The organism is Thalassolituus pacificus (assembly GCF_025318105.1).
Lineage (GTDB): Bacteria > Pseudomonadota > Gammaproteobacteria > Pseudomonadales > Oceanobacteraceae > Venatoribacter > Venatoribacter pacificus.
This window is the reverse complement of the sequence record NZ_JAOANI010000028.1, coordinates 519,940-540,387: the sequence shown is the minus strand read 5'-3', so window position 1 is coordinate 540,387 and position 20,448 is coordinate 519,940. Positions and strand designations below refer to the sequence as shown.

Below are 20,448 nucleotides of genomic sequence, written 5' to 3'. Positions count from 1 at the left end.
TTTCTGCCCTGCACTTTAACCACTCCTGAGTATGACCGCAAGAGCGTGCTTGCAAGCCTTTAGCCTGAAGAGCAGAAAGATATCCGCCCCGAATTCTCCTCCTTATTCCTGATAAAAAACCGATTAACACTCTGTTAACAACCAAAACCCCAATTGCAGTGAGCCAAACAGACCCCCGCTGTCATCTATTCTCTGCGTTGCTCATGCTACAACAGCGGGAAATGGCCTTAACCGGAGAATGAAATGACACTGCGACTGCAATTCAGCCAGAAAAAACTGCGCGCTTTTTTACTGATATCCACGGCTTCAACACTGCTGGCGGCCTGTCAGAACAACCATCCGCCGACCTATGACGTGCAACTTAATTCACAGACACAGCAAACGCCGTTTGCCGAACAGAAACCATCGGTCGCTTTTATTGCCTTCGGTGACAGTGGCTATCACTACGATTACCCAAAACAGTCGAGCTTAAATAACCCGCAGACCCGCGAGCAATTCCTGCTCAGCGAACGTGCTGCCTGGAAAAAGAAAGGCCTGCCGCCAGCGGATTTTGTCGCACCGCCAATGCATACTCTGGATGGTACAGACTATGTGGTTGAGCGCACCGGACTGAATGCCGTTGCTAATGCGATGACACAGTATTGCCAGAGCAAGCGCTGTGATTTTTCACTGATGCTGGGCGACAATATTTATCCGGCCGGTGGCGATGGCAGTGAGCGTGATGAGCAGCGTTTCCTCGATATCCTCGACCTGCCTTTCCGCCGACTGGTCAGCAGCCATGATGATTTCCGTATTTACGGCGTACTGGGTAACCATGACTGGCAAACCTCCCGCGCCGGGCGTGATGCGCAGATTGCCTGGGCCAGTCGTGACGATAATAAAATGGTATTACCGCAACCGGGGTTTTATTCTTTCACCCGCGGCGATGCTGATTTTTTTGTGATAGATACCAATTTACTGTTGGCCGCAACAACGGTTGTCAAAGACAAACTCAACCCTGACGGCAGCGAAAAAAAGCACAAAAGTCTGGAACACTATGATGACTGGCAGAAACCACAGGGACAGGAAAAGCAGCAGTTAGCCTGGCTGGAAAATGCCCTGAAGCAGTCGTCAGCACGCTGGAAAATTGTTGCCGGGCATCATCCGCTCTGGTCATCCGGTGGCAGTAAGTTTGAAGAGGCCCGCGCCCTGCGCCCGTTATTAATGCCAATGCTGTGCGAGTTTGCCGATCTTTATCTGGCCGGGCATGAGCATGATCTCGAAGCTCATCAGGATGACTGCCAGCAATATAACAGTGCAAACGGAAAAGAATTAAAACCACTGCCGATTATTGTTTCGGGTGCCGCAGCCAAACAGCGGCCAATTCATACGCCGTTTCAGGCATATCAGAAAAAAACCTATGCTGAATATCAGGAGCTGTGGTTGCAGGGCATGGTCTGGGGATTTGCGCATATCACGCTTGGTGATGATATTCAGGTAAGGATGATCACCACCCCCAATGATGAAAGTGGTGCCACCACAGAACAGGTTATGCTGACCTTTCCACAACGCAGCCAGTAATATTAACGGTATTCAATCGGCCGGACTGCGTTGTTTAAAAACGCAGCTCGGCACCGATTAACGCGCTGGTTTTATCGTCGTAATTATGAATAAACAGGTTGAGTGTGTCGTAACCGACATGCAACTGGCTGGCAAAGCCTTCTGTTCCACCGCCAATCGCCGCACCTACGCGATAACGGCTGAGGGATTGCACGGCAATGCTGCGGTATTCGCCGGATAAGGTATCCAGTTTATCCGCCACCGAGATCAGGTTCGTGTTCAGTGCCAGGCACTGTTTAACCTGATCCTGATACTGGGTATTCAGCTGCGTATACTGGCCGCTTAATTGTGTCTGATCAGCGACCAATGCGCGGTATTTTTCCAGCTGCTGCGCCAGGTCAGCATTCTGCTTCTGTAAAGCGGCGATATCCGCACTCGCTTGATGACTCGCATCCTGATTTTTCTGCAACAGCGCGGTGTAATCAATACAGCCGGTAATGTGCTGAGTCTGCTGCACTTTATTGGCAGGCAGCAAATACACAATCTGGCCATTAATGGTCTGCTGGCTGAGTTCGGCTGGCGTCACCAACATTTCGCAGGCGCTGTCTTCTGCCTGAGCAGCGCTCACCTTAAGCACCATGCTCACTGTCAGAACAGACAAGCACCCGTTCAGCAAAACCATCCGTGTTAAATACTGCATATATCCTCCGTCAGGATTGTGACATGGCTTCCAGTTGTTTCAGTTTGGCCAGCGCATCCAGAACCCGCTGGTTTTCACTCTGTACCGCATCACGCTGAGCGCTGTGATCACTCACTTGCTGATTAATGTCATCCTGTTGCTGCTGTAACGCAACATCGCCCGCCGCTAATGCCTGCTGCCGCTGCAATAATGTCTGACGTTGCAACTCCAGTTCTGCCGACTTTTTTTCCAGCGCCTGATTACGCTGTTTAAGCTGCTCACTGGCATCTTTTAAGCCGCTCAATTGTTGCTGTAATGCGCTGCGTTCGGCATCGAGTTTTTTCAATTTTTCCCGTGCACGGGCCATTTGCCACACACTCATCAACAACAAGGCAGAGCCCGCAGAAAATACATACCAGCGCACACTTTTAGGCAAAATCAGACAAGCCACCAGCAACACGATAAACCCGATTACCGTATCCAGGTGCTCAGCCAGCCACAAGGCAATATTCAGTTTATCCATGTTTACGCTCCCTTTTCTGTACGGTTTTTACGGGATTTTTCCAGCGCTTCAATAATTTTATGCAATGGACCACTGCCAAGCCCAATCGCAATGCCGGTCAGGGATTCCCCCAGCCAGGCCGGTATATAACGGCTGGAAAAATAACCTTCATAACTGGCAGGATCATCACCGTTGAGTATCGCCACCTGATGATTCAGCTGTTCGATTAAGGCAAACAAATTAATATCCAACAGCAGTGCCAGCAGCACGCCGAGAATAATCGCCAGAATTTTACTCACCGCTTTAATGGTCAGCGAGCGCAGAGCGACGGCGGACAGTGCTTCCACACCTTCCAGCCCCGGATAGTCGGTGCGCAAATAATCATTCACCGCTTTGCTGACTTCGGCCTGTACTCGGCCCGCCTGACGCAGACCATCCAGTTGTTCGCTGAGGCGGTGCGCGGCACGGTTCCAATAATCCTGACGTCCGGCCCGGACTTCATAAAAATCAAACAGCGCTTTCAGTATTTCCAGCAGGCGCTCCAGTAACAACGAAAAAAATAAAGCACTGCTTAACATAATCAATGCGGAATCAAAGCTGTTCATGCTGAACCTCCGGCGACCGGTACCGCAGCATTCAGGTTCTGCGCGTAAATATAGGGTTTTTGCCGGAAAGCCTGCAGCTCGCTCTGTGCCTGCGGCGATGCCTGCCACGCTGTGCGGTAGGTTTCGCTGCGGCGCAGCAAATCGGCAAAAGGAAACTGATTGCCCGGGCACACGGTATTGGCACCGGATAATGCCCGGTGAGGTACTACAGCCTCGTTTATTTGACCGGGCATTTGCGGGTACAGATTCAGCCACAAAGCAATCACCCGGGCACCGGCATCCAGTTGCGCTGGCGTGGGCGTTAACGGGCCATAACGGCCATCGTTATTGGCAAAGCGGTCGTGTTCCTGCTGGTGAAAATTGCCATGAAAAGAAATACCAAGGGTATGGTCATTATGGCCTTTGGCATGGTTGCCCGTACGATCCCAGCGGCAAAACGGACGAATTGCACCATCGGGCATGATGACGCAGTGATAACCCGTCAGCCATTTTTTCTGCTGCAGAAACTCATCAACAATGGCATTAAAACCCAGCGCAGAATTCATGGCGGTGTGATGCACCACAATCTGATCAGGATCGGCTGCGCGGCGATGGACATACTCCAGACTCTGTGGATTAACGCCCCCCACATAATGAATATCGGGCCCGGCCAAGCGGCTTTCGGCCACGGGAGTATTCTGCCCTGCGGCTTTGTCCGCTGAGGAGGCGATACGGCTTTCTTCGCCGGGATCAATGACTTGTGCCAGTGCTTGTTTTTCGCTGTCGGTTAAGCGGCGAGTGGTTAAAAACCGCATCAGTACGTGTACCGGCTGACTGCCACCACCAATTAATAAACCGGATAACAGCGTATCCAGTGTTTGCAGAGCAATACCGCTCCAGTTGTTCTGAGCCCATAAGGTCGGAATATCCACGACACTCTGGCCGGTAAACATGGCTAATAAATGCAGATCAAAAATACCGGCCAGAATAATCCCAAGCCCTAATGGCGCCAGACGCATAAAGACATTCAGTGCGGCGCTTTCGCCGGAGATCACCGGAATGGGGATGACGGTGATGGCACCATGCTGCTCGAAGGCCGTATGCTCAGTATCGTTCTCGCCAGAATTGTTGCTGTCAGAATTGTGAGAGTCAGCAGTATTGCCGTCAGAAGCAGCCGCTGCTTTTAATACCGCCAGATCGGCAGAGTGACCGGCTTGCAGGTGCTGTTGAATCAGCACCGTCTGTTGTTGCGCGTTTTTCAGTGCTGCCAGCTTGGCAGCCTCAGCGTCACGCTCCAGAAAGAACTTATTGGCGCGTTCTTTAACCTGCTTCAATAATTCGGTGAAACGCTCAACCAGTAACGCTGCACCGGCCGCGACCGTCAGGCCATTAATGAGTAATTCCAAGGGTACGGCTTGCATACATCCTCCCTGTGTATGAGATCTTTGCCGACAAGATACCTTCTTAGACCTGTCTGACCAACAGCCGGGAGTCGTATAGCCATAAAAAAACCGCCAGCCGGTTACCCGACTGGCGGTTTTTTAGCAGCGAGCCGTCAGCTCACTCAGATACAGAAAGACGCCAGCGGCGGGAAGCCGTTGAATTCTACTGCACTGTACGTGGTGGTATAGGCACCGGTAGAGAACCAGTACAGACGATCACCGGAGGCCAGATTCAGTGGCAACTCATATTTGTAGTCTTCGTACAGAATATCGGCACTGTCACAGGTCGGGCCGGCCAGAACCACTTCTTCGAGTTCACCTTTTTTCTCCACAAACAGCGGATACTTAATGGACTCGTCCATGGTTTCGATCAGGCCACCGAATTTACCCACATCGGTGTACACCCAGCGGTGCAGGCCGTAACGGTCTTTACGGCTGACCAGTACTACTTCGCTGACCAGAATACCGGCGTTGGCAACCAGCGAACGGCCTGGTTCCAGAATGATTTCCGGCAGCTCATCACCAAAGTCTTCGTGCAGGAAACGGGTAATTTCTTCTGCATAGGTTTTCAGATCGTTGGTACGGCTGATGTAGTTAGCCGGGAAGCCACCACCCAGGTTAATCATTTTCAGTACCACGCCGTCTTCTTCTTTCAGACGTTCGAAAATAACCTTCACTTTGGCAATGGCCGAGTCCCAGGCGCCGATATCACGCTGCTGAGAACCCACATGGAAGGAAATACCGTAAGGTACCAGGCCCAGATCACGCGCCAACAGACACAGGTCCATCGCCATATCGGTCTGACAACCGAATTTACGTGACAGCGGCCAGTCCGCTGTTTGCGAACCTTCTGTCAGAATACGTACGAATACACGCGAACCCGGAGCGGCCTTGGCAATATTGCGCAGGTCGGCTTCAGAATCGGTGGCAAACAGGTTCACACCCTTCTCATAGAAGTAGCGGATATCCCGGGCTTTCTTGATCGTGTTGCCATAGCTCACACGATCTCCTGTCACACCCTGTGCCAGAACTTTATCCAGCTCGTAGCGCGAAGCTACGTCAAAACAGCAGCCACGATCGCGCAGAATGCCCAGCAATTCAGGCATTGGGTTGGCTTTAATGGCGTAGTACGTTTTCGCATACGGAAAACTGCTGATCAGATCATCCAGCTGACGCTCAAAAATACTTTTATCGACCACAAGACAAGGAGTCTCTTGTTTGTCGGCGAATTCTTTCAGGCGAGCAAAGCTCTCGGCATCGTAGTAGTCTTCAGGTTGAACAACCATTGGGCTCGCTACCTCCTTATCCGGGTAGTGATGTGAATGAAAAAAGTCGCGCAAAGATAGGCTTATCTGCGCGGGTGTACAGTGATTTTTCTTTGTCCTAACGATCACTTTTTCAGATCGTAACACGTCCGGCGATCAGAATCTTTGCTCAAAAGGAATCCTATCCTCCCCCTTCTGTCAGCAGTAGCGCTGAACCGCTCTCTCAGGCCGCTGCAGCCGTCTGAGCACTGCAGCAGACTGACTGCCCGACTTCACTTAATAATGCCTTACAGCGGTTATTCCGTTACCCAGAACAGTGAAATCAATTTGCCGCGCTTACATTCAGAAGCCCGCTCCGCTAAGGTGTCGGGCTGTTTAACTCCTGCTTTATATGGCCAGTATGCTCAAACTCTTTGAACGTTTTATTAATCCCTTTCCGCCTGAACATCCGCAGCAGCCACCGGCGGGCATTTATGCCTTCTGCCGCCACTACACCCGTGGTCTGGAAGTCCCGCTGGTGTTCATGTCGGTTCTGACCGCGCTGCTCGCCATACTGGAAGTCATGATGTTTGGCTTTATGGGGAATCTGGTCGATTGGCTGAGTCAGAAAGCACCGGAAACGCTGCTTGCTGAAGAAGGCGGCCGTCTGCTGCTGATGTCACTGATGGTACTGCTGGTGATGCCACTGGTGGTATTTCTGCACACGCTGCTGGTGCATCAGACCCTGTTGGGTAATTACCCGATGAAAATCCGCTGGCTGACGCACCGCTACCTGTTAAAACAAAGCCTCGGTTTTTATCAGGATGAATTTGCCGGCCGCCTCGCCACCAAGGTCATGCAGACCTCGCTGGCGGTACGTGAAACCGTTATGAAGCTGATGGATCTGGCGGTGTACATTCTGGTCTACTTCACCTCGGTACTGGTCATGGTCGCCATTGCCGACTGGCGCCTGATGCTGCCCATGCTCGCCTGGCTGGGTTTGTATATTCTGGCGCAAATGTATTTCGTACCCAAACTGAAAGGCATCGCTACCGAACAGGCTGATGCGCGCTCCACCATGACCGGACGCGTGGTCGACAGCTACACCAATATTCAGACGGTCAAACTGTTCTCCCACACCGATCGCGAAACCGACTACGCACGCGAATCGATGGAAGGCTTTATGGATACCGTGTACCGCCAGATGCGCCTGGTCACCGGTCTGAACGTCACCGTTAACATCATCAACTACCTGCTGGCCTTTGCCGTTGCCGCCATTGCCGTCTGGCTGTGGATGGATAGCGCCATCAGCGTCGGTGCCATCGCCATCGCCATCTCACTGGCTCTGCGGATCAACGGCATGGCGCAATGGATTATGTGGGAAGTCAGCGCGCTGTTTGAAAATATCGGCACCGTGGCCGACGGCATGAAAACGCTGTCCAAAACGCCTCAGGTGCAGGATGCGGCAGACGCCAAAGCCCTGAGCGTCGATCATGGCGAAATCCGCCTGGAGCAAGCCAGCTTCCATTATCAGGGGCACGACGACAACCAGAACAAACAGGTGTTCGAGGCCCTGGATATTCACATTAAAGCGGGTGAAAAAGTGGGGCTGGTCGGACGCTCTGGTGCCGGCAAATCAACATTGGTTAATTTACTGCTGCGTTTTTACGACCTCAACTCCGGCCGCATACTGATCGACGGTCAGGACATTAAAAACGTCTCACAGGATACGCTGCGCAAGCACATTGGCATGGTGACCCAGGATACTTCGCTGCTGCACCGCAGTGTGCGGGAGAACATTCTGTACGGACGCCCCGATGCCAGCGAAGCCGAACTGCTGGAAGCCACGCGCAAGGCCGAAGCCCATGAATTTATTCAGGAGCTGCACGATCTGGAAGGTAACACCGGCTACGATGCTCAGGTCGGCGAACGTGGAGTAAAACTCTCCGGTGGCCAGCGCCAGCGCATTGCCATTGCCCGCGTGCTGTTAAAAGACGCACCGATTCTGATTCTGGACGAAGCCACCTCAGCACTGGACTCGGAAGTCGAAGCCGCCATTCAGGAAAGCCTGTACCGGTTAATGGAAAATAAAACCGTGATTGCCATTGCCCACCGGTTATCGACCATTGCCGCCATGGACCGCCTGATCGTACTCGACCAGGGCCGTATTGCGGAACAGGGCACGCATCAGGAACTGATTGCCAAAGGTGGAATTTACGCGCAACTGTGGGCGCACCAGACCGGAGGCTTTATCGGCGAAGATTAAATGATGAAGACTAGCCGGTCTTTGCGCCCTTGTGGGCACAATTCGGGTAAACCGGACCGGCGGTTTTATCGGCGAAGATTAAATGATGGAGAGTAAGCCGGTCTTTGCGCCCTTGTGGGCACAATTCGGGTAAACCGGACCGGCGGCTTTATCGGCGAAGATTAAATGATGAAGAGTAAGCCGGTCTTTGCGCCCTTGTGGGCACTATTCGGGTAAACCGGACCGGCGGTTTATTGGCGAAGATTAAATGATGAAGACTAAGCCAGTCTTTGCGCCCACTCTGGGCTCATTTCAGACAAACCGGACCGGCGGCTTTATCGGCGAAGATTAAATGATGAAGAGTAAGCCGGTCTTTGCGCCCTTGTGGGCACAATTCGGGTAAACCGGACCGGCAGCTTTATTGACGAAAATCAGAAATAAACTCATAAAAACACCGCATTGTAGGAGTGGCTTTCAGCCACGACAGAAGCACAACCCGCGTTAAGCCAGTCTTTGCGCCCTTGCGGGCACAATTCGGGTAAACCGGACCAGTAGTTTTATTGGCAGAAAGTAAAACAAAGCATAACCACCAAGGCATTTACTCCATGGCTGTTTATGACCCCTTGCATTATTATTAACAAGATTGTAGTTTTAAATTTATTCCCGTAATCCCTATTCGCTCCGCAGCTTTGCTGCGGGGCGTTTTTTTCATGCGGGCCTTACCTGAAATAAAAGGTCAGTTTTATGAGCAACAAACCCAACATTATTATTTCAAGCCTTGATCTGGAACGCCTGGAGCGCTTATTGGATACCATGCCCGCCAATGCGTCTCTGGGAGTGCGTCAACTGGAAGATGAGCTGGAGCGGGCCGAAATCGTTGCCCCGCGCGATGTTCCGGCCAGCGTTGTTACCATGAATTCCAAAGTGCGTTTTCAGGTAAAAAATACCGCCGAAGAATTGAACATGACACTGGTCTATCCAAAAGACATGGACACCAGTGGCGGTACTATTTCGGTATTGGCACCGATTGGTTGCGCCCTGCTCGGCTTATCAACCGGCGATGAAATCGAATGGCCAGGCCCTAACGGCAAACCGATGCAGGTGCGCATCGAAGAAATTCTGTACCAGCCAGAACGCGCCGGTGAATTCCACCGCTAATACCACGTTCAACGATGAGTGCCGTTTTTTACACGCACCCATCCGCCCGCAGTAAGTCGCTGTCAGTCTGTGATCTAAGTCTCTTTTCGAAGATAAAATAAGCCGTTAACGCCTTTTGTCTGAGATCGTCACAGCTGACGACGGCACATTACCATTAATATATTTGTTATTTTAATGTCAGCCTGGTATTGAAGCTGCAATTCAGCCGCTATAATGCAGCCCTGAATTCATACAGGGAGGCACAACGCCAATGAAAGTATTATCCGTGCTCAGCCGGCCGGTAAAAGAAAAGCTGGCTCATGCAGATCATAGGGACCTGACCAGCTCCGGCTTCTGGATCGGCCATTTGTTAATGATTGCCGCGACCATCGCCGGTGTGTATCTCGCGGCTCAGGCTGGTTTACAGCAAGCCATTCTGTTTGATGACATTACCGATAAAGAAACCAACTATTACATGCGTCAGTCGCTGTACGACGAAGTCAACACCAACGTTATTATTCTGCGCAAATACAACGAAGAGTATTTCGCCCGTGGGATTTCGGTGCAGGAACTGAAGCAGAACAACCCCAAGCTGAGTCGTTACGTTTGGGAAACCATGAAGTACTCGCCCAATACGCTGGAAACTCCGAGCTACTTCCTCACCGAGATCCAGAATTTCTACCGCACGACGGATGATCTGATTGAGAAGCGTGAGAAGTTTACTTATGGCCCGTCATACGCCAGCAAATTACTGGTAGAACAACTGGATAATATGGAAAAGACCGTATTGCCTAAATTAGCCGCAAATACTAAAAAACTGGCCGCAGAGCTGCTGGTATATGACGTTGATGTGAGCTCCGATGAGGACGTTGCCGGTGAGTAACAAATATTGTCCGCGTTGCAGTAATTCACTGCTGACGCCCATGGCCTACGAAGGCGAAGAAATTGATGTTTGCCGTAAATGCGGCGGCATGTGGTTTGAAAAGAACGAATTAAATTCGCTGTTATCGGCGTTTGATAACGGCAATGACGCCGTACAGTTTGAAGAACAGCTGGGCAAACGTCTGGGACAAACCGATGCCGATTGCCCGCAGTGTAATGCCAAGCTGCATAACTACCACCTGCTGGAAGAATTTCAGGTGGAAGTGGATGTTTGCCACAAATGCGATGGCACCTGGATTGACCACGACGAGCTGGAAGAAGTTAAGCACTCACCGCGTCTGCGCGATGTTTTAACCAGCATCAACCAGAAAACCAGCTGGAAAACCTGGTTGTTTCAGTTTCTGTCGCAAATGCCGGTGGAATATAACGTTAAGCCGCACCGCACGCCGATCGTGACCTGGGCGCTGATCATTATCAACAGCCTGATCTACTTCTCTTACGCCTTCAACGAAGACATGACCATGCAGGTGTTTGAGCTGTTTGCCAGCACCCCCTCAGATTTTGCCCATGGCGAACATCTGTGGACGCCATTAACGGCCACCTTCCTGCATGGCAGCCTGATGCACTTGCTCGGCAATATGTATTTCCTCTGGCTGACCGGTGACAACCTTGAAGATGCTCTTGGTCGCTGGCGCTTCCTTGGCCTGTATCTGATCTGTGGTCTGGGTGCCAGTGCCTTCAGTATTGGCATGAACTGGAACAGCACCATTCCAAGCGTCGGGGCCAGTGGCGCGATTGCCGGCCTGTTTGGTATGTATATGCTCTGGTTCCGCCACGCGAGCCTGACCTTTATGATTGTTGTCTGGCAGAAAAAACTGTCGGCAGCCTGGTACTTCCTGATCTGGTTAGGTCTGAACCTGTTCGGGATGGCCGTAGGCGAAGGCGGCATTGATTACTGGGCACACGTTGGTGGTTTTATTATCGGCGTCGTGATTGCGCTGCTGCTGAAAAACTACGTGATGGAGCGCAACCCGGTGATTGCTATGCTGGCTAAGCCTCACGCTCAGCTGCAGCGTTAAGCCGCAGCAAGCAATAAAAAAACGGGCGCTTTACAGCGCCCGTTTTGTTTTGCGTTTCCGGACTTTTATTACTTAAAAGAAGTACGGTCTTTAAACGGCTTAGGCTCTTTATCTTTACCTGCCAGGCCGTTGGCCATGGCAATCCGCTGGTTTTTACGTCCCAGTAAACGCGCCTGTACCCAGCGCTCCCAGCGCAGTGCTTTCCAGGTGTCGGCTTTCCAGGATTTTTTAAATAAATATTTGGTCGCGGCAATGGCGTCCGGTGATTTGCTGGCAATGACCTCTGCCAGTGCCTGTGCTTCAGCCTGCGGGTCAGCCGCAAGCTTACTGATCAGACCATACTCATAACCTTCCTGCGCACTGAACTGCCGGCCGGTCATGGTCAGTTCCTGGGCGATATCCACACGGGTTAAACGCGACAGTGTCACCATACCGCTCATATCCGGAATCAGGCCCCACTTCATTTCCATAATGGATAAATTCGCCTCCGGCGTCGCAATCCGGTAATCACAGGCCAGCGCAATCTGCATGCCGCCGCCAAAACAATTCCCGTGAATCGCACAAATAACCGGCACCGGCAGGTCACGCCAGCAATGAGCAATTTGCTGAGCAATATTCTGTTTGGTCCAGGGCCATTTAAGAAACACTTTCGGCACCATCATCGGATCTTTGCTCAGCGCTTTAAAATCCAGGCCGGCACAGAAAGAATCGCCTTTAGCGGCCAGCACTACGGCGCGCACGCTGCGGTTTTTGCGCAGCTTTTTGGCACAGGCAATCATCTCTTTAAACATCGCCATATCCAGCCCGTTGAGTTTGTCCGGGCGGTTCATATAGACGTATGCGATATGATCTTTGATGTCACAGAGAATACGGTCGGTGCTGCTCATAAGGTTTCCTGGTTGTTTATCCGGTTGAGGCCGTTGTTATTTGTCGCGCTAACGACATAAAAATACTGAAGTGTGCGCGATGATTTCACAGATCAGGACGGCCAGCCATGATCAATCTGAACAGATCAGAAACCGAAGAGTGCAGCCACTCCGCACAAAGCCCGGCAAGGCAAGCAACAAAATACGAGGGCACCTCTGAATACTTCCGCTGTCCTAGCGCCGCAGCAGTAACGACTCATCAATGGCAATAAAGCGGTCGGCGGCTTTAATCAGCGCCTGTGCGGTTAATGCTTCAACGCCAAAAGCCCAGGCCTGAGCGCCACTGCGTTTAACCCGCTCCAGCGCCAGATCGAAGTCGCCATCACCGGAAGCCAGCACCACAATATCGGCTTCAGGCGCGGCATCCAGCAGGTCAATGGTAATGCCCACGTCCCAGTCGCCTTTGGCCGAGCCATCGCGGCGCTGAATAAATGGCTTAAGCCGTACCTCAAAACCGATGTTGTGCAGAATGCGCTGAAAATTCATCTGTGCGGCATCGCCACGGTCAATGGCGTAAGCCACCGCACGCACCACTTCCCGACCATCGGTCAGCTGATCCCAGAAAGCCTGATAATTAAAATGACAACCAAAGGTCTGGCGGGTGGTGTAATAAATATTCTGCACATCGACAAACAGGGCAATGCGTTCTTTCATAAATTCACCACAGGAGATAAGCACCGATAAAAAGAAAAAGCGGCCCAGTAAATCAGGCCGCAGCAAGAGCGGAGAAGCGCGGGGAGGCCCGCGCTGAATTACCAGCCCTGGGTATTGTTCTGCACCAGCTGCACCATCATATCAATATGATCAGCGCGGTCATTCAGGCAGGGAATATAGTGGTATTCACCACCGCCGTTATGCTGGAACGTTTCGCGGTTTTCGACATCCAGCTCTTCCAGCGTCTCCAGACAATCGGCAGAAAACGCCGGACTGATCACATCCACCCGGCCAACACCGGCTTTGCCCCAATCAATCAGAGTGAAATCGGTATACGGCTTCACCCACTCTTCACGACCAAAACGCGACTGAAATGAACACAACCACTGCTCTTCGCTTAATCCCAGTTCGGTCGCCAATGCCTGCGCGGTGGCACGGCACTGCGACGGATACGGATCACCACGGTCTTCATAGCGCTGCGGAATCCCATGAAACGACATCAATAAACGATCACCGCGGCCGTGTTCCGCCCAGTACTCACGCACCGAATTGGCCAGCGCGGTAATGTAGCCAGGATGCTGATGGTATTCGTTAATCCAGCGGGTTTCCGGCAGGTGCGGACACGGCTTAAGCGCCTTAGCCAGGCGATCAAACACCGCCGCTGTGGTGCTGGAAGAAAACTGTGGATACAACGGCAACACCAGCATTTTATCCACCCCGGTGGCACGCAATTCACGGCCGGCCTGTTCCATCGACGGCTGGCCATAAGTCATTGCCAGAATCACCGGAATATCGCAGCCATACTGCGCCTTTAAGGCTTCTTTAAGCGCCTGCTGCTGCGCACGGGAAATGGTCATCAAGGGTGAGCCATGCTCCCCCCAGACCGAGGCATAAGCCTTCGCCACCCGACCCGGACGAATGCGCAGGATGACACCATGCAAAATCAGCCACCATAACGGTCGTGGCACATCGACCACGCGCTTATCCCAGAGAAATTCAGCCAGATATTCACGCACCGCCTTAGGTGTCGGCGCTTCGGGGGTGCCAAGGTTGGCGAGCAGTACGCCAAAGGGCGGGCGTTGGGATGGATTCACAGACGTAATCTCCTGCCTTGTATAAGTTTTGCCTAAGTTTATCGGAACCGTGGCAGAGGGTCATCCGTGATTGTTTGATCAGGATGATGAAAGCAGGCAAGGACACACACGCCCTCATGCTGAAACCATACGACAAGGCTGACATTGATGCGTTATCCGCACAGCAGCGCTTCGCCGCTACTGGACAAAATTACGCCGCTGATGCACGATTCGCCGGCTTTCGCTTTATGCAAAATCGCCCACCTGACTCAGCACACGACGATCCCTATGACCTACTGCGTAGCCCTTAAAGTCCAGCAAGGCCTGGTACTGACCTCCGACTCCCGCACCAATGCCGGTGTCGACCATATTGCCAGCTTCCGCAAACTGCATGTGCTGGAGATTCCCGGCGAGCGTGTGGTGTTTATTCAGAGTGCCGGCAACCTGGCCACCACGCAGAGCGTTATCAGCCTGCTGCAACATCAGACCCGCAGTGCCGAGCGTCATGTGCTGAACGTTCCTACGCTGTTCGATGTGGCTGAACTGGTGGGTAAAACCATCCGCCAGGTGATCGCGCGTGATAACGGCCAGAACCAGGGTGTCGATTTCAGCTGCAACATGCTGGTCAGCGGCCAGATAAAAGGCGATGAGCCGCGTTTGTTTCATATTTATCCGCAGGGCAATTTTATTGAGGCCTGTGAAGACACCCCATATTTTCAGATTGGCGAAAGCAAATACGGCAAGCCGATTCTCGACCGCATCATTAATTGCAATACGCCGCTGAATAAAGCCCTGCAGTGTGCGCTGATCTCGATGGATTCAACCCTGCGCAGTAATTTATCGGTAGGTATGCCACTCGACGTTATCAGCTACAGTGCCGATACCCTGGAGAATCCGGGCATTCAACGTATTGACGATAGCAACGAACAATTACTGAAACTGCGCAGTGCCTGGGCCGAAGGCATCAAACAATTATTTGATGGTATTCCGCTCTATATGCAGGGTGAATAACTCTGTCATGATAACAACCGCCTGCGGGCGGTTTTTTTATGCCTGCTGATTGCGTGCGCCGCAGCCCCCATGATGGAGTACAGCGATGACATTTCTGCCGTTAAAAATACCGCCCCTGCTGCTGGCTGGCCTCACCGCCTTGCTGATGCTGTTGCCGGTGATGTTGCGTACCGGCCATATCAGCGGCTGGCATGGCCTGCGCTCTCCGCTATTGGTTATAACGCTGGCGCTGTTTTTCGCTGGCGCCATCTTCTGCCTGGCCGGAGTGGCCAGCTTCCGCCGTGCCCGCACCACCGTTAATCCGATGCGCCCGCTACAGGCCAGCACACTGGTACAGACCGGGGTTTATCGCCTGAGCCGCAACCCCATGTATACAGGCTTCGTACTGCTGCTTGGCGCGCTGGCGATGGTGCTGGGTAATTACCTGAGCGCGCTGTGCATTCCGCTGTTTGTGTCTTATATGAATCACTTTCAGATTGGGGCCGAAGAAAAAGCCCTGAGCGAATTATTCGGCGACGAATACCGCGCTTACTGTCAGCGGGTAAGACGCTGGCTTTGATTCAGCCAGACCTGTTAATAACAGAATTGCTCAGATACCGGCTGCCAACGCTGACGCGCTACGGCAACCAACAATCGCTGGTGCCTTATGAATAAGCTCATCGTTGCTGATCGCAGCAACCATAAACAGCGCAAAGTCGGTACGCCGGGTCAGATTACTGGCCAGAACGGCATCGCCCACATGCCCGCTCCAGCGCGGCAGGCCCTCAGATTCGCCCTCTTCCAGATCGCTGCCACGCACCACCGTCCAGCGTTTTTTACTGTTAAACACCCGGCGGCAGGCCTCTTCCTGATCACTCAGATCCGCCAGCCGTAACCAGCGTGCCAGCCGTCCGAACAGCGCGACGAATAAACGCAGCTGCCAGGAATAACGGTCTTTACCGTCGCGCGAAATATGCCAACCGCAGGAAAACACCAGGCGCGCCTCCGCCGGGGCAAAATCCAGCACCGCCTGCGCCGTGTTGGTGGCGTAGCCCTGCACGCCCCAGGGCACCAGCACCGTCAGCACCGCATCACAATCGGCGACCGCCGCACGGATGACCTCGCGCTCATCCGTTCGACCGGGAAAAATACGGATCTGTCCGGCAAAGCGGCTGAGCTTAGCCACACTTTGCGGGCGGCAGACGCCCACCACTTCATAACCCCGTGCCAGCGCGTGTTCGGTCATATACTGGCCAAGTTTGCCGGAGATACCAACGATGCAGATTTTCTTCATAGCCTAAGCCCTCATTTCAGTCTGCCCAGCTTAGCCATACACAAAACGCATAGAAATCCGCTAAAATTGCATCGTTAATATGCATATCTGCATAAGTACAATAAATTTAAGGAGGGAGGATATGGACTGGGGCTCGGTAAACTTCGATTGGAACCACGCCCGCGCCTTTTTGCTCAGCGCCGAGCAAGGCTCGCTGTCGGCCGCGGCACGTCTGCTCAATACCAGCCAGCCCACTCTCCGCGGCACTGGAACAGGAACTCGGTATCACCCTGTTTGAGCGGGTCGGTAAAGGACTGCAGCTGACCGACAGTGGCGCCGCCCTGCTTGAACACCTGCGCCCCATGGCTGAAGCCGCCAACCGCTTTGCGTTAACGGCCGCCGGGCAATCACAACTGGCGGAAGGCCCGGTCTGTATTGCCGCCAGCGAAATTGACGCCATATTCCGCCTGCCCGCCGTGATCGACGCTATCCGCCAGCGCGAACCCGGCATCCAGCTGGAAATTGTGGTCTCCAACAGCGTCAGCGATTTACAACGACGCGAAGCCGATATTGCCATCCGCAGCTTCCGCCCCGAACAAGCGGATTTAATTACCAGAAAACTCGCCGACGAGCCTATCTGGCTGTACGGCAGCCACGACTATCTTAATAGCCTGGAGGCGGTTAATAAGACTGCCGGCAAGAGCAAAACAAGCATTGACCAACATATTCAGATTATCGGTTTTGAACGCAACGACAGACTGATGAATATTCTTAACCAGCATGGCTGGCAGCTGAGCCAGAAGAATTTTTCCATCGTCACTACTTTTCAGATGCTGCAGTGGCAACTGGTCAAACAGGGCAATGGCCTTGGCTTTTTTCCGCAACAGATTGGTGATGCCGAACCCGCATTCCGCCGCGCCTTCAGCGAGCGCGGCGCACCGGTAACCGTACCGCTGTGGCTGGTCTGCCACCGGGAATTACGCACAAATCCGCGAGTTAAACGGGTATTTGATTTGTTGGCGGAGATGCTGACGGAGGTGTAAAAAGCGAGAAATTAAGACGGAGAGAAATCAACAGATTTTTGAGGCAACCGCAGAGCCGAAACCGTCAGGCTCCTAACAAAGGAAGATGCTTACGTTTTTTATAAGTCAGGGCAAGCTCAATACAATGGCGCAGCACAGGTTCAGGCAGCGCAGCGGAAAGGTTTAATACAATGGTCCTGTTGCCCTGAAAGGCCAGCACATCGCCATACAAAACCCGGAAGGTATCAACCAGCTTGGTGTTGCAGTTAAAAAACACATAGCAGTTATGCGGAGTATCAGGCTTCCAGTCGATCCGGATCGGACTGCCGGTTTTAACGTGGTAACTTGGCTCCCCCCATTTCAGAGATTCTTCAATGGCACCCAGCTGCAAATGTCCTGCGGTTTTTAAAATCAGGTTCCGCAGCACTTCGAGTTTGTTCCGCACGGCATCAGGGTAATTTTCAAACCGTGTTTTTACGCTCTTATCCATTAAAAACCTCCACATCAGACAAACGAAAGATGCCTATCCTGATGCTTCAGAAAACCAGACACTCGTGAAATAAAATATTCAGCTCGTCCATTACCGACTGCCCTTTCCCCGTACTGTCAGCAAAGGATTCCAGACGCTCTAATTCAGATTCGATAAACTGATTCAGCTCCGGAATCGGCGGTGCAAGTTCCTTTTCCAGGCTTCTCTTCTTGCGCTCCAATAATGCTGATATCTGTCCATTCAGTTTGCTGTCGCCGGCAATCAGCTGGCGCAGAGTTTCAAACTCAATGGGTGCCGGCTCGCGGTATTTCTCCAGCCACATAATGGACAGTAACGGCCGTAACACATAAAAGTATTTCTTAATTGGCACCAGATCATCACGCAGATAACCCCGATAGTTCGTTTTCGCCATGCTGCGGTAGTGGTAAATCCCTTTTTCAACGCAGTAGACCGTACTCAGCAGCTCACGCGACCTGCGCGCAAAATCACCGCGATCAAGGTAAACAACAGGAGACTGCAGCCACTCGACAAAGGCCGGATTCGAGCGCGAGAACAGCTTTAAGGCTTTACGAATATCCCAGCCGTTGATGTCGATCTCATCCACAATCGGATACTCGATAATATCGCGCTTATCTTCCAGATCCACCGCCACATACCAGTCTTTAGGATGGGCATAGATAAACCGCACATCGTAATCACTGTTCGGTGACTCGAATCCCCAGGCACGGCTACCCGATTCAACCGCGTAAAGAACACGAACACCGTGCTCTTTTTCGGCATTTTCAATGCGGGTAAGGATCTCTTTTTTAACAGCGGGTTCAATCATAGCGATTTCTGGTTAACCTGGTAATCACCGTCACTACAGGGTTTATAGCCCATGACGCTGTAAATACATAACACCTTATCACAGGGTATTTTTTAAATTATTTAACTCTTCGCCACTGAGTATAACGGGTGACACAACAGGTTCACCAGAGTCAGTAAAAAATGGAGACTTACGATACTTTCCGCCGATGCGCATAGATAAAATAATCCACAAAAATCTTACAACCATACCGGGGAGTCCTTTTTGCTTCGGCTTCGGCTCTCCTGTAGCAGAATCCACATTGACTATCGCGATATTTTTGCCAAAGTCGTCCGCTATTTTTGCATGATCAAGCACCGAATGAATAAGACCGATAAATGAAACCTTAGGATCAGGCAGCGTATTACCAAGGGGAGTGTTACAGCAGGCGGCATACCAGCGGATCATCCCCTGATCACTAAGCCGCACAGCCGCGAGATGCTCCTTACCTTGTGAAAAAACCACACGGGGCTGTGCCAACTGCACAATTTCAGTCCCTCCCTGTGCATCCAGAACATCACCTGCCCTGCCTAAAAATTTCGCAAAAGCCTGACAGTCAGCACAGTAACATACCACCCGACTACAGGTTCCGCCCCCCCGAACATGACCACTAAGAGCCCCGCATTGACACTGAATTTTGTGCATATTTTTTACTCGTTACTGAAAAATGCTATCTGGATAGTTTTTATGATGCATGTTTAGGGCCTGTTAACACTAATTAAAGTTAAATCTTATTTCTGGTGATCATACTGATACTCAGGCATTAATTGCCTGCCGATTTTACTTTGATGTGCGTTTGATCGGTGCAAATTTACTTATCCACTGCTCCGCGCTGTGCACCCTTCGACATACTCGTTCCTCGTTGCTCAGGGCGAACGGATGATGTAAACCAGATTAACAAGCTGTATATACTACTGCGATCGCGGATAAGATCCGCTCCCACAACATAGACAGTCACTGCCCCGACGGAAACCGGCGAAACGCTGGCAAAGAAAAAGCCCATACAAACTCGCATTTGTATGGGCTCTTTAATAAAAGGAGTCAGCCGCTAAGCCCTGAGTTTCTGGATCGTCGTCGTGGACAGTCACTGTCCCGACAGAAACCGGCGAAACGCTGCCAAAGAAAAAGCCCCTGCAAACGTTAGCCTGCAGGGGCTTTTAAATAAAAGAAGTCAGCCGATAAGCCCTGAGTTTCTGAATCGTCGTCGTGGGCAGTCACTGTCCCGACAGAAACCGGCGAAACGCTGCCAAAGAAAAAGCCCCTGCAAACGTTAGCCTGCAGGGGCTTTTAAATAAGTGGAGTCAGCCGATAAGCCCTGAGTTTCTGAATCGTCGTCGTGGGCAGTCACTGTTCCGGCTGAACCGGCTTAGGACCAAAGAAAAAGCCCATACAAACTCGCGTTTGTATGGGCTTTTAAATAGAAGGAGTCAGCCGATAAGCCGGGTTCTGTCGTGGACAGTCATTCGTCTAGGCCTGCAATCACTCACAGGCTCAAGCAACCTACCCGTTCCCAGCGCGGGCCGCGCCTGTAGGGAACCTATTTGGTCTTGCTTCGGGTGGAGTTTACCGTGCCACGAACTGTTACCAGTCGCGCGGTGCGCTCTTACCGCACCCTTTCACCCTTACCTGATCCCGCTTGCGCGGGCCATCGGCGGTTTGCTCTCTGTTGCACTGGTCGTAGGCTCGCGCCTCCCAGGCGTTACCTGGCACCCTGCCCTGTGAAGCCCGGACTTTCCTCCCCCCACACTGTTGCCAGTGCGGGCGACGACTGTCTGGCCGACTCCGGGCGCGGATTCTACAGGAATACAGAGTAAGTGCTATAAAAACTGAACCCGCCGGCCAG

21 protein-coding genes and 1 other RNA gene are annotated in these 20,448 nt (G+C 52.2%); 9 read left to right on the top strand and 13 right to left on the bottom strand.

The window, feature by feature from the left end; all coding sequences use genetic code 11:
• Positions 1-243 precede the first annotated feature (243 nt).
• Positions 244-1,560 (top strand): metallophosphoesterase, encoded by a 1,317-nt coding sequence (locus NYR02_RS17200; protein ID WP_260977582.1) that lies wholly within the window; start codon positions 244-246, stop codon positions 1,558-1,560.
• A 34-nt stretch (positions 1,561-1,594) separates the two neighbouring features.
• On the opposite strand, the gene NYR02_RS17195 is transcribed toward NYR02_RS17200, so the two are convergent.
• The 5 genes from NYR02_RS17195 to NYR02_RS17175 form a co-directional block, all read right to left on the bottom strand.
• Positions 1,595-2,239 (bottom strand): hypothetical protein, encoded by a 645-nt coding sequence (locus NYR02_RS17195; protein WP_260977581.1) that lies wholly within the window; start codon positions 2,237-2,239, stop codon positions 1,595-1,597.
• 10 nt (positions 2,240-2,249) lie between these two features.
• A complete protein-coding gene (locus NYR02_RS17190) occupies positions 2,250-2,741 on the bottom strand; it encodes a hypothetical protein (RefSeq protein ID WP_260977580.1) in 492 nt (163 codons plus the stop codon).
• Positions 2,742-2,743: 2 nt separating this feature from the next.
• Positions 2,744-3,325 carry a hypothetical protein gene (locus NYR02_RS17185; RefSeq protein ID WP_260977579.1) on the bottom strand — a complete coding sequence of 194 codons (582 nt, stop codon included), beginning with the start codon at positions 3,323-3,325 and terminating at the stop codon, positions 2,744-2,746.
• Entirely contained in the window at positions 3,322-4,725 is a 1,404-nt protein-coding gene (locus tag NYR02_RS17180) for a peptidoglycan recognition protein family protein (RefSeq protein ID WP_260977578.1), read from the bottom strand. Before NYR02_RS17180 ends, NYR02_RS17185 begins: the two co-directional genes overlap by 4 nt.
• A gap of 143 nt (positions 4,726-4,868) precedes the next feature.
• Positions 4,869-6,032, bottom strand: coding sequence for a type III PLP-dependent enzyme (locus NYR02_RS17175; RefSeq protein WP_260977577.1), 1,164 nt, complete (start codon positions 6,030-6,032; stop codon positions 4,869-4,871).
• A 379-nt stretch (positions 6,033-6,411) separates the two neighbouring features.
• Between NYR02_RS17175 and NYR02_RS17170 the strand changes: the two genes are divergently transcribed.
• From NYR02_RS17170 to NYR02_RS17155, 4 genes are all read left to right on the top strand, one after another.
• A complete protein-coding gene (locus tag NYR02_RS17170) occupies positions 6,412-8,256 on the top strand; it encodes an ABC transporter ATP-binding protein (RefSeq protein ID WP_260977576.1) in 1,845 nt (614 codons plus the stop codon).
• Positions 8,257-8,979: 723 nt separating this feature from the next.
• Entirely contained in the window at positions 8,980-9,393 is a 414-nt protein-coding gene (gene rnk, locus NYR02_RS17165; RefSeq protein WP_260977575.1) for a nucleoside diphosphate kinase regulator, read from the top strand.
• A 250-nt stretch (positions 9,394-9,643) separates the two neighbouring features.
• Positions 9,644-10,255, top strand: a complete 612-nt coding sequence (locus NYR02_RS17160) for a hypothetical protein (RefSeq protein WP_260977574.1) — start codon at positions 9,644-9,646, stop codon at positions 10,253-10,255.
• Complete coding sequence (locus NYR02_RS17155) at positions 10,248-11,333, top strand: rhomboid family intramembrane serine protease (RefSeq protein WP_260977573.1); 1,086 nt, start codon at positions 10,248-10,250, stop codon at positions 11,331-11,333. Before NYR02_RS17160 ends, NYR02_RS17155 begins: the two co-directional genes overlap by 8 nt.
• A 68-nt stretch (positions 11,334-11,401) precedes the next feature.
• Here NYR02_RS17155 and NYR02_RS17150 read toward each other — a convergent pair whose 3' ends face one another.
• The 3 genes from NYR02_RS17150 to hemH all read right to left on the bottom strand — a co-directional run bounded on the left by NYR02_RS17150 (position 11,402) and on the right by hemH (position 14,007).
• Complete coding sequence (locus NYR02_RS17150; protein WP_260977572.1) at positions 11,402-12,220, bottom strand: crotonase/enoyl-CoA hydratase family protein; 819 nt, start codon at positions 12,218-12,220, stop codon at positions 11,402-11,404.
• Positions 12,221-12,433: 213 nt separating this feature from the next.
• Complete coding sequence (locus NYR02_RS17145) at positions 12,434-12,913, bottom strand: LabA-like NYN domain-containing protein (protein ID WP_260977571.1); 480 nt, start codon at positions 12,911-12,913, stop codon at positions 12,434-12,436.
• Positions 12,914-13,011: 98 nt separating this feature from the next.
• Positions 13,012-14,007, bottom strand: coding sequence for a ferrochelatase (gene hemH / locus NYR02_RS17140; RefSeq protein ID WP_260977570.1), 996 nt, complete (start codon positions 14,005-14,007; stop codon positions 13,012-13,014).
• Between the two features lie 147 nt (positions 14,008-14,154).
• Between hemH and NYR02_RS17135 the strand changes: the two genes are divergently transcribed.
• Both NYR02_RS17135 and NYR02_RS17130 read left to right on the top strand, forming a co-directional pair.
• Entirely contained in the window at positions 14,155-14,997 is an 843-nt protein-coding gene (locus NYR02_RS17135; RefSeq protein WP_260977569.1) for a proteasome-type protease, read from the top strand.
• An 85-nt stretch (positions 14,998-15,082) separates the two neighbouring features.
• Complete coding sequence (locus NYR02_RS17130; RefSeq protein WP_260977568.1) at positions 15,083-15,556, top strand: methyltransferase family protein; 474 nt, start codon at positions 15,083-15,085, stop codon at positions 15,554-15,556.
• A 30-nt stretch (positions 15,557-15,586) separates the two neighbouring features.
• Here the strand turns inward: NYR02_RS17130 and NYR02_RS17125 are convergent, their stop codons facing one another.
• On the bottom strand, positions 15,587-16,270 hold the full coding sequence (locus NYR02_RS17125) for an NAD(P)-dependent oxidoreductase (protein ID WP_260977567.1): 684 nt from the start codon (positions 16,268-16,270) through the stop codon (positions 15,587-15,589).
• Positions 16,271-16,349: 79 nt separating this feature from the next.
• Here NYR02_RS17125 and NYR02_RS19635 point away from each other — a divergent pair, with 79 nt between their 5' ends.
• Positions 16,350-16,547 carry a LysR family transcriptional regulator gene (locus tag NYR02_RS19635; protein WP_420864308.1) on the top strand — a complete coding sequence of 66 codons (198 nt, stop codon included), beginning with the start codon at positions 16,350-16,352 and terminating at the stop codon, positions 16,545-16,547.
• Between the two features lie 64 nt (positions 16,548-16,611).
• Complete coding sequence (locus NYR02_RS17120; RefSeq protein ID WP_260977566.1) at positions 16,612-17,292, top strand: LysR family transcriptional regulator; 681 nt, start codon at positions 16,612-16,614, stop codon at positions 17,290-17,292.
• 64 nt (positions 17,293-17,356) lie between these two features.
• On the opposite strand, the gene NYR02_RS17115 is transcribed toward NYR02_RS17120, so the two are convergent.
• The 4 genes from NYR02_RS17115 to rnpB form a co-directional block, all read right to left on the bottom strand.
• Positions 17,357-17,761 (bottom strand): DUF1801 domain-containing protein, encoded by a 405-nt coding sequence (locus NYR02_RS17115; protein WP_260977565.1) that lies wholly within the window; start codon positions 17,759-17,761, stop codon positions 17,357-17,359.
• Between the two features lie 46 nt (positions 17,762-17,807).
• Positions 17,808-18,587, bottom strand: a complete 780-nt coding sequence (locus tag NYR02_RS17110) for a nucleotidyltransferase domain-containing protein (RefSeq protein ID WP_260977564.1) — start codon at positions 18,585-18,587, stop codon at positions 17,808-17,810.
• A gap of 78 nt (positions 18,588-18,665) precedes the next feature.
• On the bottom strand, positions 18,666-19,250 hold the full coding sequence (locus tag NYR02_RS17105; protein ID WP_260977563.1) for a DUF6151 family protein: 585 nt from the start codon (positions 19,248-19,250) through the stop codon (positions 18,666-18,668).
• 774 nt (positions 19,251-20,024) lie between these two features.
• Positions 20,025-20,389: RNase P RNA component class A (gene rnpB, locus NYR02_RS17100), an RNA gene on the bottom strand.
• Positions 20,390-20,448: the final 59 nt, after the last annotated feature.

What these genes read in the sequence shown, in the direction of transcription:
- rnk (WP_260977575.1), top strand. Translation starts at nt 8,980, where the DNA reads ATGAGCAACAAACCCAACATTATTATTTCAAGCCTTGATCTGGAACGC.
- NYR02_RS17135 (WP_260977569.1), top strand. Translation starts at nt 14,155, where the DNA reads ATGCGTTATCCGCACAGCAGCGCTTCGCCGCTACTGGACAAAATTACG.
- NYR02_RS17195 (WP_260977581.1), bottom strand. Translation starts at nt 2,239, where the DNA reads ATGCAGTATTTAACACGGATGGTTTTGCTGAACGGGTGCTTGTCTGTT.
- NYR02_RS17125 (WP_260977567.1), bottom strand. Translation starts at nt 16,270, where the DNA reads ATGAAGAAAATCTGCATCGTTGGTATCTCCGGCAAACTTGGCCAGTAT.
- NYR02_RS19635 (WP_420864308.1), top strand. Translation starts at nt 16,350, where the DNA reads ATGCATATCTGCATAAGTACAATAAATTTAAGGAGGGAGGATATGGAC.
- NYR02_RS17120 (WP_260977566.1), top strand. Translation starts at nt 16,612, where the DNA reads ATGGCTGAAGCCGCCAACCGCTTTGCGTTAACGGCCGCCGGGCAATCA.
- NYR02_RS17175 (WP_260977577.1), bottom strand. Translation starts at nt 6,032, where the DNA reads ATGGTTGTTCAACCTGAAGACTACTACGATGCCGAGAGCTTTGCTCGC.
- NYR02_RS17190 (WP_260977580.1), bottom strand. Translation starts at nt 2,741, where the DNA reads ATGGATAAACTGAATATTGCCTTGTGGCTGGCTGAGCACCTGGATACG.
- NYR02_RS17170 (WP_260977576.1), top strand. Translation starts at nt 6,412, where the DNA reads ATGCTCAAACTCTTTGAACGTTTTATTAATCCCTTTCCGCCTGAACAT.
- NYR02_RS17150 (WP_260977572.1), bottom strand. Translation starts at nt 12,220, where the DNA reads ATGAGCAGCACCGACCGTATTCTCTGTGACATCAAAGATCATATCGCA.
- NYR02_RS17180 (WP_260977578.1), bottom strand. Translation starts at nt 4,725, where the DNA reads ATGCAAGCCGTACCCTTGGAATTACTCATTAATGGCCTGACGGTCGCG.
- NYR02_RS17185 (WP_260977579.1), bottom strand. Translation starts at nt 3,325, where the DNA reads ATGAACAGCTTTGATTCCGCATTGATTATGTTAAGCAGTGCTTTATTT.
- NYR02_RS17115 (WP_260977565.1), bottom strand. Translation starts at nt 17,761, where the DNA reads ATGGATAAGAGCGTAAAAACACGGTTTGAAAATTACCCTGATGCCGTG.
- NYR02_RS17145 (WP_260977571.1), bottom strand. Translation starts at nt 12,913, where the DNA reads ATGAAAGAACGCATTGCCCTGTTTGTCGATGTGCAGAATATTTATTAC.
- NYR02_RS17130 (WP_260977568.1), top strand. Translation starts at nt 15,083, where the DNA reads ATGACATTTCTGCCGTTAAAAATACCGCCCCTGCTGCTGGCTGGCCTC.
- NYR02_RS17105 (WP_260977563.1), bottom strand. Translation starts at nt 19,250, where the DNA reads ATGCACAAAATTCAGTGTCAATGCGGGGCTCTTAGTGGTCATGTTCGG.
- NYR02_RS17200 (WP_260977582.1), top strand. Translation starts at nt 244, where the DNA reads ATGACACTGCGACTGCAATTCAGCCAGAAAAAACTGCGCGCTTTTTTA.
- NYR02_RS17160 (WP_260977574.1), top strand. Translation starts at nt 9,644, where the DNA reads ATGAAAGTATTATCCGTGCTCAGCCGGCCGGTAAAAGAAAAGCTGGCT.
- NYR02_RS17110 (WP_260977564.1), bottom strand. Translation starts at nt 18,587, where the DNA reads ATGATTGAACCCGCTGTTAAAAAAGAGATCCTTACCCGCATTGAAAAT.